15 protein-coding genes and 1 tRNA gene are annotated in these 18,153 nt (G+C 30.4%); 14 read left to right on the top strand and 2 right to left on the bottom strand.

The annotated features are described in order from the left end of the window. The 7 genes from F7018_RS01405 (at nucleotide 1) to F7018_RS01375 (ending at nucleotide 6,840) form a co-directional block, all read left to right on the top strand. A complete protein-coding gene (locus F7018_RS01405) occupies nucleotides 1–1,770 on the top strand; it encodes a MutS-related protein (protein WP_150898190.1) in 1,770 nt (589 codons plus the stop codon). Between the two features lie 83 nt (nucleotides 1,771–1,853). Further along, nucleotides 1,854–2,846: a GTP 3',8-cyclase MoaA gene (moaA, locus tag F7018_RS01400; RefSeq protein WP_150898189.1), complete on the top strand. Its 993-nt coding sequence runs from the start codon at nucleotides 1,854–1,856 to the stop codon at nucleotides 2,844–2,846. 172 nt (nucleotides 2,847–3,018) lie between these two features. Beyond that, on the top strand, nucleotides 3,019–4,266 hold the full coding sequence (locus tag F7018_RS01395) for a molybdopterin molybdotransferase MoeA (protein ID WP_150898188.1): 1,248 nt from the start codon (nucleotides 3,019–3,021) through the stop codon (nucleotides 4,264–4,266). 35 nt (nucleotides 4,267–4,301) lie between these two features. After that, complete coding sequence (locus tag F7018_RS01390) at nucleotides 4,302–4,658, top strand: four helix bundle protein (protein WP_150898187.1); 357 nt, start codon at nucleotides 4,302–4,304, stop codon at nucleotides 4,656–4,658. A 32-nt stretch (nucleotides 4,659–4,690) separates the two neighbouring features. Further along, complete coding sequence (gene moaC, locus F7018_RS01385; protein WP_150898186.1) at nucleotides 4,691–5,167, top strand: cyclic pyranopterin monophosphate synthase MoaC; 477 nt, start codon at nucleotides 4,691–4,693, stop codon at nucleotides 5,165–5,167. Further along, nucleotides 5,160–6,269 carry an NTP transferase domain-containing protein gene (locus F7018_RS01380; RefSeq protein ID WP_150898185.1) on the top strand — a complete coding sequence of 370 codons (1,110 nt, stop codon included), beginning with the start codon at nucleotides 5,160–5,162 and terminating at the stop codon, nucleotides 6,267–6,269. The genes moaC and F7018_RS01380 overlap by 8 nt, the downstream gene beginning before the upstream one ends. After that, complete coding sequence (locus F7018_RS01375) at nucleotides 6,262–6,840, top strand: DUF1835 domain-containing protein (protein ID WP_150898184.1); 579 nt, start codon at nucleotides 6,262–6,264, stop codon at nucleotides 6,838–6,840. Before F7018_RS01380 ends, F7018_RS01375 begins: the two co-directional genes overlap by 8 nt. Nucleotides 6,841–6,844: 4 nt before the next feature. Here the strand turns inward: F7018_RS01375 and F7018_RS01370 are convergent, their stop codons facing one another. Further along, nucleotides 6,845–7,915 carry a helix-turn-helix domain-containing protein gene (locus F7018_RS01370; RefSeq protein WP_175578606.1) on the bottom strand — a complete coding sequence of 357 codons (1,071 nt, stop codon included), beginning with the start codon at nucleotides 7,913–7,915 and terminating at the stop codon, nucleotides 6,845–6,847. A 341-nt stretch (nucleotides 7,916–8,256) separates the two neighbouring features. On the opposite strand from F7018_RS01370, the gene F7018_RS01365 reads away from it, so the two are divergent. The 4 genes from F7018_RS01365 to F7018_RS01350 are packed head-to-tail and all read left to right on the top strand — an operon-like array spanning nucleotide 8,257 to nucleotide 15,561. After that, complete coding sequence (locus tag F7018_RS01365) at nucleotides 8,257–10,590, top strand: TolC family protein (RefSeq protein ID WP_150898182.1); 2,334 nt, start codon at nucleotides 8,257–8,259, stop codon at nucleotides 10,588–10,590. Nucleotides 10,591–10,617: 27 nt separating this feature from the next. Beyond that, complete coding sequence (locus F7018_RS01360; RefSeq protein ID WP_150898181.1) at nucleotides 10,618–11,706, top strand: efflux RND transporter periplasmic adaptor subunit; 1,089 nt, start codon at nucleotides 10,618–10,620, stop codon at nucleotides 11,704–11,706. Nucleotides 11,707–11,762: 56 nt separating this feature from the next. Next, nucleotides 11,763–14,876: an efflux RND transporter permease subunit gene (locus F7018_RS01355; protein ID WP_150898180.1), complete on the top strand. Its 3,114-nt coding sequence runs from the start codon at nucleotides 11,763–11,765 to the stop codon at nucleotides 14,874–14,876. 7 nt (nucleotides 14,877–14,883) lie between these two features. Continuing rightward, a complete protein-coding gene (locus tag F7018_RS01350; RefSeq protein ID WP_150898179.1) occupies nucleotides 14,884–15,561 on the top strand; it encodes an ion channel in 678 nt (225 codons plus the stop codon). Between the two features lie 63 nt (nucleotides 15,562–15,624). Here the strand turns inward: F7018_RS01350 and F7018_RS01345 are convergent. Then, a tRNA-Leu gene (locus F7018_RS01345) sits at nucleotides 15,625–15,706 on the bottom strand. A 123-nt stretch (nucleotides 15,707–15,829) separates the two neighbouring features. Between F7018_RS01345 and F7018_RS01340 the strand changes: the two genes are divergently transcribed. From F7018_RS01340 to pth, 3 genes are all read left to right on the top strand, one after another. After that, on the top strand, nucleotides 15,830–16,771 hold the full coding sequence (locus F7018_RS01340) for a ribose-phosphate pyrophosphokinase (protein ID WP_150898178.1): 942 nt from the start codon (nucleotides 15,830–15,832) through the stop codon (nucleotides 16,769–16,771). A 22-nt stretch (nucleotides 16,772–16,793) separates the two neighbouring features. Next, nucleotides 16,794–17,369 (top strand): 50S ribosomal protein L25/general stress protein Ctc, encoded by a 576-nt coding sequence (locus F7018_RS01335; RefSeq protein WP_150898177.1) that lies wholly within the window; start codon nucleotides 16,794–16,796, stop codon nucleotides 17,367–17,369. Between the two features lie 139 nt (nucleotides 17,370–17,508). Next, nucleotides 17,509–18,075 (top strand): aminoacyl-tRNA hydrolase, encoded by a 567-nt coding sequence (gene pth, locus F7018_RS01330; protein WP_150898176.1) that lies wholly within the window; start codon nucleotides 17,509–17,511, stop codon nucleotides 18,073–18,075. The last annotated feature ends 78 nt before the right edge of the window (nucleotides 18,076–18,153 follow it).

Below are 18,153 nucleotides of genomic sequence, written 5' to 3'. Positions count from 1 at the left end.
ATGCAACAACCTATTTCATTTTACAAAGAAGAAATAAATAGCTTAAATACAGCACTTGCCAAACTTAAAAAACAGTTGTTTTACACCCGTATTTTAAGACTTATAACTTTTTTAGCTATTTCTTTTTCTATCTATTTTGCATTAACAGGAGTAAAAATGCTTTTTATTGGTAGTTTTTTGGCTATAATTTGCTTTGTTTTTTTAATTCTTAAACACAATCAATTAAAAGAAAATATAAGACTTACTCAAGCTAAACTCAAAATTAACCAAGATGAAATCGATGCCTTAAAAGGCAATTACTATTATTTTGTAGAAGGGTATAATTTTGTTAATCCAGATCATTATTTTAGTAATGATATTGACTTATTTGGAAATGGTTCTTTTTTTCAATACCTCAACAGAACTACAACACTAGAAGGAAGGAAATTACTAGCGACTACTTTAACAAGTAATGATATTTCTAATATTGAAGAGAAACAGCAAATAATAAAAGAGCTATCATTAAAAGCAAAATGGCGTCAACATTTTACAGCCCTTGCTAGCTTGATTCAAACAAAAACCTCAACATCTGCAATTGTAAACTGGATACACAACTACGAACAAAAACTTCCATCTTTTTTAAAAGTTTCATCGTACATATTTTCATTTATATCACTTGTTTTAATTGGTTTATTAAGTTTTAGCTTCGTTCCATTTTCTGTTCTTTTAATTTGGTTTTTTATTGGTTTATCAGTTACCGTTTCTTTTATTAAAAACACTCAACAATTATCAATAGAAACAGGAAAAGCAAAAGATACATTTAATCAATACTATCAACTTCTAGAACAAATAGAAAACGAACAATTTTCTAATATAACACTAAAGGAAAAACAAGAAAAAATTCGATTAAAAGACAAGAAAGCATCAGCTATTTTTAAAGAATTTTCTAAAAAATTAGATGCCTTTGACCAACGAAATAATATTATAATTGCTCTAATAGGTAACGGTTTGTTTTTATGGGATATTCGTAATTCTATTCAAATAGAAAAATGGATTTCCACCTACAAAAACACTGTTGAAGAATGGTTTAGTGTAGTTTCTTTTTTTGATGCACAAAACTCATTAGCAAATTTTACTTTTAATAAATACGATTATGTATTCCCAATTATTAAAAAAGAAAAAAATGTTATAAACGCTAAAAATCTAGGACATCCATTATTAGATTCTTCAAAAAGAGTTGATAATAACTTCACCATAGATAAAGAACAATTTTTTATTGTTACTGGAGCAAATATGGCTGGTAAAAGTACTTTTTTAAGAACAGTTTCTTTATCTATAGTTATGGCTAATTGCGGCCTCCCTGTTTGTGCTAGTGAATTTAACTACAATCCAATAAAACTAATTACCAGCATGCGAACTTCAGATTCATTAAGCGAAGATGAATCATATTTTTATGCCGAGTTGAAGCGTTTAAAATTTATAGTAAACGAAATCAAAACCGAAAACTATTTTATCATTTTAGATGAAATTTTAAAAGGAACCAATAGTAAAGATAAAGCCATAGGATCTAAAAAATTTGTTGAAAAACTAAATAATTCAAATTCAACTGGAATTATAGCAACACATGATGTCAGTTTATGTGAATTAGCTAGTGAATATAAAACTATTGAGAACTATTATTTTGATGCTGAAATTTTAAATAACGAACTTCATTTTGATTATAAAATGAAAGATGGGGTTTGTAAAAATATGAATGCTTCATTTTTACTCAATAAAATGGAAATCATATAACATCGCTATATCATAAGTTAATTTTTATATAACTATGATAAATGACAGCAAATAATTGACTCATTAATCCATATCTTTACAGTATGAGTAAACTTATTGACAATTTTGGAAGACAAATTAGTTATGTTCGATTGGCTGTAACCGATCGTTGTAACCTTCGTTGTCAATATTGTATGCCTGCTCATGGAATAGATATTGTTCCTAGAAAAGAGCTTTTGAGCTACAAAGAAATGTACCGAATTATTCGTGTACTTACCGAATTAGGCGTTAATAAAGTAAGATTAACAGGAGGAGAACCATTTGCTCGCAAAGACTTCATGTCTTTCTTAGAAATGTTATCTTATAACGATTTGTTAGATGCTATTAACATTACTACAAACGGAGCTTTAGTTTCAAAACACATTCCTACCTTAGAAAAACTTGAAAAAATTAAGAATATCAATTTAAGTATTGATAGCTTACATTCTGATAAATTTGCTAAGATTACGCGTCGTGATGTATTTCCAGAAGTATATAAAACTTTCGAACTATTAGAAAAAAGTTCGTTGAATTTAAAACTAAATGTAGTAGTACAATCGGGTTTTAATACTGATGAGATTAATGATTTTGTGGCTTTAACTAAAAACAGAAATATAGCTGTTCGTTTTATTGAAGAAATGCCTTTTAACGGAAAAGGGCTACGCGACACTCAAGAAAACTGGAATTACACTAAGATTTTAGACGAAATACAGTCGGCATACGATGTAAAAGCAATTGTTTCAGAAAAATCATCAACATCACGTAATTTTTCTATTGAAAATCACCAAGGGATTGTAGGAATTATTCCTGCTTTTACACGAACAATTTGCAACGATTGCAACCGAATAAGAATTACTTCAACTGGAACTTTTAAAAATTGTTTGTTTGACGATGGTGTTTTTAATCTGCGCGACTTTATTAGAAATGGTGCTAGTAATGAAGATTTAAAAGAATTGTTTTTATCCTTAATTAAAGAAAAGCCAGAAAACGGTTTTGTTGCCGAAGCCAATCGTAAAAAAGGAAATGTAAGCGAAAGTATGAGTACTATTGGTGGGTAACTTGAAAAAACATGGATAAAAAAAGCAAATGAAATATGGGATATTGTTAAACCAGAACAAAAATCGTTTTTAGATAAATTAAAATCTCTTCTCGGATTTAATAATGAACAATTAAAATTAACTAAAGTTGCTAAAAACATAGTTAATCAAAATACAATATCATAACTTACAAATGATAACAACACAAGAAGCAAAACATATCATATTAGAAAACACTCAGAATTTTGGTGTTGAAGAAATTCCTTTTATGCAATCTGCTGGTCGTGTTTTAAAAGAAAATATTGTTGCCGATAGAGACTTCCCTCCTTTCAATCGTGTTGCTATGGATGGAATTGCAATTAATTATTCCTTTTTTAAAAACGGACAAAGAAACTTTAAAATTGAAGGAATACAACCTGCTGGCAGTAAACAATTATCCATGCAACAAGATAATAACTGTATAGAAGTTATGACTGGAGCTGTTTTACCTAACAATTGTGATACTGTAATTCGTTATGAAGATGTTGATATAGTAGACGGAATTGCAACCATTAATGTAGATACAATAAACAGTCAGCAAAATATTCATCAAAAAGGAAAGGACAAAAAGCAAGGAGCAATTTTAGTTTCTGAAAACACTATTATTTCTCCTGCGGAAATTGGAGTAATTGCAACTGTGGGAAAAGCTAATGTAAAAGTTGCCAAACAACCCAAAGTACTTATTATTTCTACTGGTGACGAACTAGTTGATGTACACGAAACTCCTTTAGATTATCAAATAAGAAGATCAAATGTTTATACCTTAGTTTCTTTATTAAATAATCTGAATATTCCTTCACAAACGAAACACTTAACGGATAATAAAAAGGTTTTAAAAGAAAAGATTTATAACTACTTACAAGAATACGATGTACTATTATTTAGTGGAGCTGTAAGTAAAGGAAAGTTTGATTTTTTACCAGAAGTATTATCAGAGTTAAAAGTAGAAAAGCTATTTCATAAGGTGACTCAACGACCAGGAAAACCATTTTGGTTTGGCTTTGCAGATGCTTTAGATATGGGAGAGAAAAATGTTTATCAAAACTCAGAAAACAAAAAAAATACAGTTGTTTTTGCCTTCCCAGGAAATCCAGTATCTACCTTTGTAAACTGTATGGTTTATTTTTATCCATGGTATAAAAAATCGGTAGCCATAGAAGATAACATACAAGAAGCAATTCTATCTGAAGATGTAACTTTTAAACCAAATCTGACATATTATTTACAAGTCAAATTAGAAAACAAAAACGGAACATTATTCGCTAAGCCTGTAAAAGGGAATGGTTCTGGTGATCTAGCTAGTTTGGTCGCTGCAGATGGTTTTATAGAACTTCCTAAAACCGAAGAGGTAATATTTAAGAAAGGAAGTGTTTTTCCAATAATTACCTATCGAGGTTTTTAATTATTAATGTTTAGTTTTGAGTTAAAAAATTAGAAATGAAAGAAAGCATTGTTCAAAATAAGAGTTTTCAGTTTTCTTTAAAAGTTATTTCACAGTACAAAAAATTACATCAAGAAAAAGAATTTATAATTTCAAAACAATTATTGAGAAGTGGAACTTCGATTGGAGCCAACATTGAAGAAGCTTTAGCTGGTCAGAGTAAACGTGACTTTATTGCTAAAATGTCTATTTCATCTAAAGAAGCTAGAGAAACTAAATATTGGTTGCGTTTATTAAAAGAAAGTGATTTAACAAATATTAATGTCAATGATTTACTTTCAGATGCTCATGAATTAATAAGGTTACTAACAGCTATAATAAAAACATCTCAACAAAACACAACTAAAAACTAATAACTCAACACTAAAAATTTTAATTTTACAAAGTGAACAACTTTACCCATATAAACGAACAAAATCAGCCTAAAATGGTCAACGTTTCTGATAAAAAAATCACGAAACGAACTGCTATTGCAAAAGCAACTATGTATTTAGGCACCGAAATAATTTCTCATTTTAACAATGAAGAATTAATTACTAAAAAAGGCCCAGTTTTTCAAACAGCTATTATTGCTGGTATACAAGCGGTAAAAAAAACATCAGATATCATTCCCATGTGTCATCCATTATTAATCAATGGAGTTGATATTAATATTAATATAACCGATACAGAACATATTGAAGTGCTTTGTAAAGTTACTATTGAAGGAAAAACAGGTGTAGAAATGGAAGCTTTAACTGGAGCTTCTGCAACTTGTTTAACAATTTACGATATGTGTAAAGCCATTAATCAAAAAATGGTGATCAAAGAAGTGAAACTATTAGAAAAAACTGGGGGTAAATCTGATATTAAAAATGGATAAAAAACATCAAAAACACGCAAATATTACCAAAAAGTATAATGATACTTTTGCTACCAATGAAGTTGCAATTTTAGGAGCTAAATGTGGTATAATTGCCGATTTAGTATATAAAGTTTCTGAAAATTTAGCTACTTATAACTTAGCCTATTTTGATGCTTCACACGCTAAAGATGTAGCATTAAATACATTATCAGAATATACTTTTCATCATGAGGGAAATTTACAGTTGAATACTGTATCTAGCATTAATAAATTTGAACAACGATTACAGTTTATAAATCACGACTTTGTTTTCATAAATGGTAATCACTATCAAGGATCAAAACAAATATTAATTTTAGATAGCGAAAAAGAGGCCTCTATAAAAAAGCGAATGGATCAAATAACAAACATTCAGTTTGTTATAAAATTGAATCCAGACACTCCTTATTTCGATTGTCTAAAAGAAAAGTTTCCTCATATTGAAAACATCACAAGTTATTCAATTGATGAAGTAGATAATATTACAAAACACATTCATAATTTAATTAAAGAGAATATTGCTCCTGTTAAAGGATTGGTATTAACGGGTGGTAAAAGTACTCGTATGGGTACAGATAAATCTGAGTTAAATTATTATGGCAAACCTCAAAAACAGTTTGCTAAAGAATTATTAGAATCTAATCGTTTAGAAACCTATTTCTCCGTTAGAACAAATTCTGAACACACTGATGAAATCCATGATACCTTTTTAAATTTAGGGCCTTTTGGTGGTATTTGTTCAGCATTTCAAAAAGATCCAAATTCGGCTTGGTTAGTTTTAGCTACCGATCTTCCTTTTGTAAATAACGCATTAATTCAGTTATTATTAGAAAAAAGAAACCCAAGCAAATTAGCAACAGCTATAAAAGGAAAGGATAAGGAATTTCCTGAGCCTTTAATTACCATATATGAGCCAAAAGCCTATAATAAATTACTACAATATTTAGCTCAAGGTTATTCATGTCCTCGTAAAATGTTGATCAATTCTGAAGTAGAAATTATTGAAGTAGATGACAATCTAATTAGAAATATTAATACTCCAGAAGAATTTGAACTTGCTAAAAAAGAGATTAATGGATAAAGAATTACATGTATTTAGTTCTGAAGAAGCCTTAACCATTTTTAAAGAATCATCTATTGATGGGGGTACCTTATTTTTTAATGAAAAACTTACTGAAGGCCCTCTTACAAAAGATGTTTTTTCAGACGAATTCTGGTCTGAACGTTATTCATTTTTTGAAAACACGTATGAAACTCCAAGAATAGCATATTTTGATGCTACCATAAAACCCATATTACAATTAGAAGATGTAAGCGAATACTCAGAAGTTGTATTATGGTTAGATTATACTAAAGTTTCACAAATTAACTTAATAGCTTTGGGAAGCTTCTTAGCTCAAAATTTTTCAAAAAACACGCAATATTTTTTAGTTTGCTCAGGAAAACACAAAGGAAAATCAGCCCTTCAAAAGCTAACTAATTACACCTCATCAGAGTTTCCTATTCTATACAATTATAAAGTAAAAATTACTTTACCAAACTTAGAATACTTACAAAAATGCTGGGAAGCTTATGCTACAAAAAACAGCCTCTTTAAATATGATGAGTTTACTAACAAATTCAGATACTTAAAAGACGCTTTAACCAATTAAAAAATTACGCTACCATATCTTTTACATGATGCTTTCTAAACTCTGTAGGTGTTGTATTCGTTAACTTTTTAAATGCATGATAAAAAGTAGCTTTACTATTAAAACCAACATCAATTGCAATAGCAAAAATGGTGTCTGGTTTTTTAACTAGTAATCTCTTTTTTGCCTCATCAATTCGGAAACCGTTGATATAATCAGAGAAGCTAATATTTTTATTCTCATTAATTGCTTGAGAAATATGTGGTACGGAAGTTTCTAATCTTTCTGATAGTGTATTTATCTTTAATTCAGAAGACAAAAACATTTTTTCCTCAGTAACTAGCATATCAACCTTTTTAAACAATTCTTCTGAATTGATTAATGAAGAATTCTTATACTTCTCCTTCACATTTGTAGGTAAATCATTGTAATCACCTGTAAAAGCAAATACTGGAAAATACATCAGAGAATACACAAACACAAAGAAATAGACAGTATAAACAATAGGCTCTATCATAAAAATAATATCCAAGCTACCTATATCAAATAATACTAATATAGCTTGAATCATTAAAAACAAGATTACCGCAAAGTTGATAAAAAACAACAGATTAATCCATTTAAAATAAACCTCTCGTTTGGTATTTAATGATACAATAAGTGGAGTTGTTTTAAACAAAACAAATGCTCGGTAAATAAAAAATATGTTTAATAAACAAGAAGCTATATAATCATAAATAGCATAGATTATAATAGGTGTATAAGGCTTCTTTAATAACAAATCCATCGCTTCACGATTACCAACTACTTTTACTATATAAAGAAAAAACCAAGTTTTAAAAATACCATAAACAAGTACTAATAACACAATAGGCTTAAATCTTATTTTTCTATCAATAACCGACGCACAGAAATAATAAAATGAGATTCCAACAAAAGTAAAAGAGATGAAAGAAATAAAACTTACATACAATGGAGCCTCATAATGATTTGTATCAATATAGTTTCCAATAGAAATCATAGTATAAAGAAATACAACTAAGGCTAAACTATATTTTGCTACATTATTTTTCCCAAAACTATTTTTAGTTTGCACTATAAAGAAAGTTAAAAAACACCCTAAAAGGGCACTTATAATGGGAAAGGCTTTTATTATACTCATAGACTCGTTAAATTCATTTACAAAAATACATTTCTAAATATAATTTTATCTATTATTATAAAATTACACACTACAAATACATTAACTATTGATTATCAATAATTTACATACAGCCTGATTTTATCTAATATTATAAAGTTAAACTTCAAACTCGTTACAAAGCGCTAGTTTTGCCCCTAAGTTTTTTATTATTATATTTATAATTGAACACTTACAATATTTCTCCCCTTTTATCTCCCTGTTGAATTAAAAATCAAATTAAAAACAACTAAAAAATGAGAAATTTTTTTCTTTTTCTATTATTTTTAAGTGTAACTCTTTCCTACGCTCAAAAAAAGAAAAACTACAACATTGGTATCTTATTGGATAATGCAACCACCGAATTAGAGCCTCTGTTACAAAAACTAAAAACCCAAATTAAAACAGTAGTAGGAGAAGATGCTACAATTGCATTCCCAACAAATAGCTTACTAGTTAACGATTACAATTTAGAAAAAGCTAAACAAAACTACAATACGTTACTAAACAATACTACCGATATTATTTTAGCTTTTGGTGTTGTAAATAGTAAAATAATTGAAGCACAAACTGCATACAAAAAACCAACTATTTTATTTGGTGCTATTAATAAAGATTTTAATTCAATAGATGTTACAAAGGTTACTTCTGGAGTTAAGAATTTTACCTATTTAATAAACTCGCAATCCTATTTAGACGATTTAAAAAAGTTAAAACAACTTACTGATTTTAAAAAGGTAGGTATTGTTGTAGAAGCTCCTTTTGCTAATCTTCTTCCTCTAAAAGAAACTTTTGATAGAGAACTAAAAGAAGTTGGAGCTACCTACAAACTAATTCCTTTTAAAACGGTAAATGATATCACTACTAACCTTGATGATATAGATGCAGTATATATTGCTGGTGGATTTTTCTTAACTGAAAACGAAACAAAACAAATAGCAAATGCATTAATCGATAAAAAACTACCATCATTTACTATAAATAGCATAAACGATGTTGAAAACGGTATTATGGCAACAAATCAATCAGAAGATAATTCTGATCAATTTTTACGACGTGTATCATTAACAATAGAAAGTTATATAAATGGTACACCTTTAGCCGATATGCCTGTTTATATAGAGTTTAGCCCAAGGTTAACGATTAATTTTAATACTGTAAGCGCTATTGGTATTCCTATAAAATACAGTTTATTAAACGATACTGATTTTGTTGGAGAGTTTAACGACATTAATGCTGAAAGAAACTACAACTTACTTTCTGTAATGAAACAAGTTTTAGGAGACAACTTAACTTTACAAGCAACTAAAAAGAATATTGATTTAAGCGAACAAAAAGTAAAAACCGCTAAAAGCAATTATTTACCAAATCTAACGGCTACAGCAACTGGAACTTATATTGACCCTAAAATCGCTTCAAACGGAAACCCTGAGTTTTCAACTGGGGGAAATGTTACATTACAACAAACTATTTTTTCTCCAGCTGCAAGTGCAAACATCACTATACAAAAGAACCTTAAAAAAGCAGAAGAAGAAAATTATAATGCCGAACAGTTAAATACAATTTTCAATGCTTCGAATGCATATTTTAATGCTTTGATACTAAAAACAAATGTGCAAATAAGAATGCGTAATTTGGATTTAACAAAGAAAAACTTACAAATAGCTAAAGAAAACTTTGAGGCTGGTCAGTCAGATAAATCAGATGTATTGCGTTTCCGTAGTGAGTTAGCACAAAACACACAAGCGATGATACAAGCTATAAATCAATTGGAGCAAGGATTTATAGGTTTAAATCAGTTATTAAATAATCCATTAGAAATGCGAATTGAAATAGATGACGCTGAATTAGATAAAGGATTATACAAAGATTATAAATACACACAACTTACAGAATTGTTAGATAACTCAACAACTCGTGAACCGTTTATTGCATTTTTAGTAGAAGAAGCTAAGAAAAATGCTCCAGAGTTAAAATCGTTAGACTACAACTTAAAAGCAACAGAACGCAACATCAAATTAAGCGGAAGTAATCGATTTTTACCAACTGTAGCTTTGCAAGGGCAATACAATCGTACATTTAACAGAAGCGGTGTAGGAAGTACACTTCCTGGTGGTGCTTCATTTATTAATGGAAATTATAATGCAGGAATTAATTTAACCATTCCTATTTTTAATCAAAACCAAAATAACATTAACAAACAAACAGCAATAATTCAAAAAGATCAAATAGAGGTCAATCGTCAAAATAGTGAATTAAATATTGCTGCCAATGTAAGAAATGGGGTGTTGAATTTAGTGAATCAAATTTCGAATATTGAATTATCTAAAGTATCAGAAGAAACTGCAAAAGAGTCTTTAGAGTTAATACAATCATCATATCAAGAAGGAGCGGTAACATTTGTACAACTAATAGATGCGCAAAACAATTATTTAAACGCTCAATTAGCAAAAGCAAATGCTGTATATAATTTCTTAATTAATGCAGTACAGTTAGAGCGTAATATTGGTTACTATTTCTTATTACACACTAAAGCCGAAAACGAAGATTTTACACAACGTTTTCAAAATTACTTATTAAACAAACAATAACAACTCAACCATAAAAACATCATCAAAATGAAATATAATATCAAATTTTTAACGTTCATCTTTTCAGTTGTACTGTTTATATCTTGTGGTGAAGAAAAAAAGGAAACTGTAAAATTATTACGCCCTGTAAAATATCAAACTGTTGGTTTTTTTGGAGGCGATAAAGTTCGTTCATTTAGTGGAACTTCGCGAACTGATAAAATTATAAAGTTAAGCTTCAGAAGCTCAGGAATCATAACAAAATTTAATATTAAAATAGGGCAAAAAGTACGTAAAGGACAACAATTAGCTACTTTAGACAATGTACAAGCTCGTTTAAACTACCAAAGTGCCTTATCATCATTAAATAGTGCTGAGTCTGCAATGAATACTGCAAAATTAAGCTTAGAAAGAACGCGCAAACTTTTCGAAAAAGGTTCTACAGCATTGAGCAATTATGAATCAGCTAAAAACTCATATAACTCAGCTAAAAACTCATACAATTCGGCAAAACAAAGTGTAGCATTACAACAAGAGCAAATCCGTTTTGGATATTTAGTGGTTCCTGAAAACGGAATTATTTCTTCAGTAGAAGCTGAAATTGATGAAAATGTAAACCCTGGACAAACAATTGCTACATTAAATGCTGGTACCGATATGGAAATCTTTCTAGGTTTACCTGAAAGTGTTATTAATGATGTTACTCAAAATATGCTTGTAGATGTTTCATTTTCTTCTTTACAAGGAAAAGTTTTCAAAGGAAAAGTAACAGAAATATCACCCGCTTTAGATTCTAATACCGCTACCTATCCAATCCGTGTGGCCTTAATTAATCCTTCAGAAGAAGTAAAAAGCGGTATGGCTGCTAATGTTATTTTTCATTTTGAAAGTGCTAAAAAAACCACAGCTAAAGAATTAGTAGTTCCTGCAAATGCAGTAGGAGAAGATAGTAATGGAAAATTCGTGTTCTTGATTACTGAGGACGGTAAAAACGTTAAAGTAAATAAACAATTGGTTACTATAGGCGATTTAACTCCTGATGGTTTTATTATCAAGTCTGGATTATCGGAAGGTCAAAAAATAGCTACTGCTGGTTTACAAACCTTACTTAACGGACAAGAAGTAAAGCTTCAATAAGAAAATTCATATAAAATTAACCTTCCATTACAGGGAAAAGAAAAACTAATTAGACAATGAATTTAGCACAATTTTCTATAGATAAAAACCGAATTACTTTTATGGTATTAGCTACCATAATTTTAATGGGATTGGTAATGTATTCTGGGTTATCACGAGATAGTATGCCACCATATACTGTAAGAGTAGCTACAGTGGTATCTGTATTTCCAGGAGCAAGTCCAGAGCGTGTTGAGCAATTGGTAAGTGATAAAATTGAAAAAATCGCGCAAGAGTTACCAGAACTTAAAGAAGTTACTAGTACTTCTAGAACAGGATTATCGGTAGTCTCAGTAACCTTAAAAGATGAAGTTAGTAAAACAAAAATGCAAGCAGTTTGGGATCGTTTACGAAGAAAACTAACAGCTATGCAAGGACTTCCTCAAGGGGTAACTCCAAATTTAAACGACGATGGTATTGGTGATGTATATGGTATTGTTGTTGGTTTAACTTCAGATGGATATAGTTATGCTGAAATGAAAGACTACGCTGATGATATTAAAGACGATTTAATAAAATTGCCAGATGCAGCAAAAGTAACTTTAGGAGGTATACAAGAAGAACGTGTTTTTATCGAATTTGATAATACTCGATTAAAAAGCTACGGCTTATCATCATCAAAATTACAGCAGATAATTTCTTCAACAAATATCTTAAGTTCTGGTGGACAAATAAATGTAGGTGATGAACGTATCATTTTAGAACCTACAGGAAACTTTAACTCTGTTGAAGACATTAGAGAAATGTTAATTCCTGTTGGAACTAGCGGATCGCAGTTAGTAAAATTAGGTGATATTACGACCATAAAGAAAGATTACATTGATCCACCAACACAAATTGTAAAAGTAGACGGAAAAAGTGCCGTTTCTCTTCATGTAAACCTTAAAAAAGGAGCAAATGTTATAAAATTAGGTAATGCCGTAAATACTATTGTAGCACAATGGAAAGCTAAACTACCAGTTGGATTAGAATTAACTCGAGTATCCTCTTTGGATAATTATATTGATGATAAAATCAACAATTTTATTTCAAACTTATTACAATCAATAGGAATTGTATTAGTAGTAATGCTTGTATTTCTTGGAATAAGAACAGGATTTGTAATTGCAAGTTTAATTCCTATCGTAACCATAATGACACTTATGATAATGGGAGTTATGGGAATGGGACTTAACCAAGTTACATTAGCCGCACTAATCATGGCATTGGGAATGCTGGTTGATAACGCTATTGTGGTTGCCGAAACCATCATGGTAAAAATGGAACAAGGGGTTGATAAAAAGAAAGCCGCTGTAGATGCCTTTTCTGAATTATGGATGCCTTTATTAATTTCAACATTAACAACTTCAGCAGCCTTTTTAGCCTTCTATATGTCTCCAACAACCATGGGAGATATCGTAGGGCCAATATTTGTGGTAATTACTATAGCATTAATGTCATCATGGATTATTGCTTTAACCGTTATAACTATGTTTTGCTTCCTTTTCTTAAAGGTTGAACCAAAAGGAGAGAAAAAACCTAGTTTTATAGATCGAATTATAAACAAACTAAAATTCTATTATAAAGATTTAATTTTAATCGCTTTAAGTAACAAATGGAAAGTAATCATTGGAATATTTGTTGCCTTTTTTATCTCTCTTTATGGTTTTACTAAAGTAGATTTTGTTTTCTTCCCAGATAGTGATCGTAATATGATTACTGTTGATGTAAATCTACCTTTAGGAACTAAAATAGAGCGCACAAAAGAAGTAGTAGAGAAAATTGAACAGTATATGCTCGATTCTTTAAAAACTTCAAAAGATAGAACTTTAGGAATTACTGATTGGTCGTCATATATTGGACAAGGGCCAGAGTCGTATGATTTAGGGTATTCACAAGACGAAGCAAATTCAAGTTATGCTCATATCTTAGTAAATACAAGTTCCTTCAACGAAAACAAACTAATGATCAAAAAATTAGATCGTTATACGTTTGAAAACTTTCCAAATGCTGATATCAAAGTAGGTGCTTTAGGTGCTGGTGGAGGAGGAACTCCAATTGAAATTAAAGTATCTGGACCTAATCCTGATGAGCTAGCTAAAATTTCAGAAACTATTAAAACAAAATTATCTAATACATCAGGAACAAAAAATGTAAAAGATGATTGGGGTCCAAAAAGTAAAAAGTTCTTAATAAAAATAGATCAAAATAGAGCGCAAACAGCTGGAGTTTCAAGTCAGGATATTGCTACTTCTTTACAAACAGTTTTAGACGGATTTAATACTGGTGAATATAGAGAAGATAATAAGTCGATTCCTATTTTAATGCGAAGTGGAGATAGCCAGCAACAAACATTAGCTTCTTTAGAAACTTTAAATATTTTTGCTCAAAATTCTGGAAAAACTGTACCATTGTTACAGGTGGCTAACATTATTCCGCAATGGCAATATTCAAAAGTAAAACGTTTAGACTTAAGAAAAACTATTAATATTTCTTCTAAACTTAGAGCTGATGGTAACGCTACTACTGTAATGGCAGAAGTAACCCCATGGTTAGATGAGCAAGTTAAAAATTGGCCTCAAGGATATACTTACGAATTAGGTGGAGATGCAAAGCAATCGGCAGAAAGTATGGGTTCAGTTATTTCATACTTACCACTTTCAGGATTTATCATTGTTCTTTTATTAATTATTCAGTTCAATTCTTTTAGAAAAATGACAATGGTTGTTTTAACCATTCCTTTAGGAGTAATTGGAGTTGTTGTTGGATTATTAACCTTCCAAGAACCATTTGGTTTTATGCCTTTCTTAGGAGTAATATCTTTAGCGGGAATAGTAATCAACAATGCTATTGTACTCATAGACAGAATGGAAGTAGAACAAAGCTTAGGTAAAAGCAATCAAGATGCCGTAATTGCAGCCTGCTTACAACGATTTAGACCAATTTTATTAGCTACATTTACCACTGTACTAGGTTTAATCCCATTATACCTTTCAGGAGGAGAAATGTGGGAAGGTATGGCTGTAAGTATCATGATTGGATTATTATTCGGAACCGTTATTACCTTATTATTTATTCCATCGTTATATAGTGCATTATTCAAAGTAAATTACAAAAACTACGAGTTTAACGAAGCTTTATTAGAAGACTAAGAATAATATGAAAGATTTATATAAAACATTATACGAACATCGCTTTGAGACTTTCTTTTTTAGTCTGCTTGCTATATTATTTGGTTCATTATTGTTTCCTGTTCAATTTTTTCAAGAAAAACTAATGCCTATTCTTTTTCTTATAAATATTGCGGCTGGTATTATATTAATCTCTAAAAAGAAAAAGCTTTTTTGGTTTTTTGTTTCCCTTTTTACTCTGCTTCTATTCGTTTTAGGATTAAGCATGATTCAGAATACAACAACAGATTCTTATATGTACGTTCGTTTAGGTTTCTACTTTTTGTTTTATACAACAGTAACCATAGCTATTATAAAACAAGTTTGGAATTCGAAAAATGTAAACAAAAACGTAATTATAGGTTTAATGAGCGGTTATATTTCTCTGGGATTAATAGCCTTTCTTATGTTTCTTTCAGTAGAAATTAGCAATCCAGGATCGTTTGGAGGAATTTTGTTAGAGGTAGTTTCTATAGATGAAAAAATAGATTCGCTATTATACTACGCATACATAACCCTCTTAACAATAGGATATGGAGAAATTATTCCATTAACACCTATTGCTCAAAAAGCATCAATCTTAACAGGCTTAATGGGTCAATTTTATATAGTGATTATTACTGCGGTCGTTGTTGAAAAATACATTCGACATTCGGTAAAAAATTAAGTCTCCCCTTGTGCATATTAATGCAAATCAAAAAAGCCTCAACTTAAAACGTTGAGGCTTTTGTACTCGAGGTGGGAATCGAACCCACACTCCCGAAAGAACTGGATTTTGAATCCAGCGCGTCTACCAATTCCGCCACTCGAGCGCTATCGTGCGCTGCAAATCTAAAAAATATTTTAATTAATTCGTTTAAAAATAACTTTTAAACTCTCAAAATAGTTTTACTTTTGCCCTAACAACAACATTAACTATAAATATACTTTTATAAATGGCTATAAATCAATTAAGCCCGAAGATTTTCGCATGCTCTCAAAGTATGGAATTGGCAGAAGAAATTGCTAAAGAATACGGAGCAGAATTAGGAAATGTAAAAACAACTCATTTTAGTGACGGTGAATTTCAACCTGCTTTTGAAGAATCTGTAAGAGGACGTAGAGTTTTTCTTATTGGTTCAACTTTTCCAAATGCAGACAATTTAATGGAAATGTTACTAATGTGCGATGCTGCTAAACGTGCTTCTGCAAGACACATTACAGCTGTTATGCCTTATTTTGGTTGGGCTCGTCAAGACAGAAAAGACAAACCACGTGTAGCCATTGGAGCAAAATTAGCTGCTAAATTATTAGAAGCTGCCGGTGCTACTCGTATTATGACAATGGATTTACATGCTGATCAAATCCAAGGTTTCTTCGAAAAACCAGTAGATCACTTATTTGCTTCTACTATTTTTCTTCCATACATCAAAAGCTTACAATTAGACAATCTTACAGTAGCTTCACCAGACATGGGAGGGTCAAAAAGAGCCTATGCTTATTCTAAATATTTAGAAAGTGATGTAGTAATTTGTTATAAACAACGTCAAAAAGCCAACGTAATTTCTCATATGGAATTAATTGGTAACGTAGAAGGCAAGAATGTTATTCTTGTTGATGATATGATTGATACGGGAGGAACACTTACAAAAGCAGCAGATTTAATGATGGAAAGAGGGGCAAAAAGTGTTCGTGCTATTTGTACACACCCAATACTTTCTGGTAATGCTTACGAAAAAATTCAAAATTCACAGCTAACCGAGTTAATTGTTTCAGATACAATTCCTTTAAAAAAGCGTGTATCTAAAATAAAAGTTGTAACTTGCGCCGCTTTGTTTGCTGATGTGATGCATAAAGTTCAAGACAATACATCTATTAGCGATCAATTCTTAATGTAAATAAATATAATAAATAGAAGTAATGAAATCAATTACAATCAACGGATCTCAAAGAGAAAGCGTAGGTAAAAAAGCAACAAAAGCCTTACGTAATGCTGGAAAGGTTCCTTGCGTATTATACGGAGGAGATAAGCCTGTGCACTTTTCAGCTGATGCAAAAATGTTCACGCCATTAGTATATACTCCAGATGTATTTACTGCTGCGATTGAATTAGATGGAACAAAATACAGCGCTGTATTACAAGACATTCAGTTTCACCCAGTAACTGATAATATCTTACACGTAGATTTCTACCAGTTATTTGAAGATAAAGCTGTAACTATGGAAATTCCTGTACGTTTAGTAGGTAGTTCTAAAGGTGTTATGGTAGGGGGTGCTTTACGTCACAACTTACGTAAATTAAAAGTAAAAGCTTTACCAGCTAACTTACCTGATTTTATCGAAGCTGATATTACTGAATTAGAAATCGGTAACAAATTATACGTTACTGAATTAAAGAGCGACAAATTTGAAATACTACACCCAGATAACACAGTAGTAGCTCAAGTACGTATGTCTCGTAATGCTGCTAAAGCTGCTGCAGAAGCTGAATCATAATCAGTTTTTACACTATAATATAAAAGCGTTACCCTTGTGTAACGCTTTTTTTTATTTTTGACACATGTTTTTAAATTCTTGTTTTTCTAAATTAAAGCGCTTTTTTAGAACACAATCAACAAATACAGAAAAGAATACAATGAAGAAATTTTTAGTGGTAGGATTGGGTAATATTGGTGAGAAATACCACAATACACGTCATAATATAGGTTTTAAAATCGTAGATGCTTTTGTTAAAGAACACGAAGGTAGTTTTGAAACTGAAAAGCTTGGAGATATTGCCAAACTAAGAATCAAAGGAAAAACTGTAATTGTATTAAAACCTAGCACTTATATGAACTTAAGTGGTAAAGCAATTCAGTATTGGATGAAACAAGAAAACATTAAAGTAGAAAATCTATTGGTAATAACTGATGACTTAAATATCGATTTTGGTAAAATTCGTATTAAAGGAAAAGGTAGTTCAGGTGGACATAATGGATTAAAAGATATCCAAGATAAATTTAATACAGGTGCTTATCCACGTTTTCGTTTTGGTGTAGGAGCTAATTATGGTAGAGGACGACAAGTTGATTTTGTATTAGGTGAATGGTCAGATGAAGAAGAGAGCGAAATGATTGAACGTATTCCCACTTCGGTAAAAGCAGTTACTTCTTTTATTACTGCAGGATTAGCCAATACCATGAATGAATTTAACGGAAAGTAAAAAACTGCATAACCATATTAAAAACTTGTTTTAAAAAAATAAATAACATTTTTTTGCAAGCAATTTTAATTCAAATGA

The sequence above is a fragment of the Tenacibaculum aiptasiae genome (assembly GCF_008806755.1).
In the GTDB taxonomy this organism is placed as follows: Bacteria; Bacteroidota; Bacteroidia; order Flavobacteriales; family Flavobacteriaceae; genus Polaribacter; species Polaribacter aiptasiae.
Note: the sequence above shows the minus strand (reverse complement) of the source record. Positions and strands in the feature narration are given on the sequence as shown.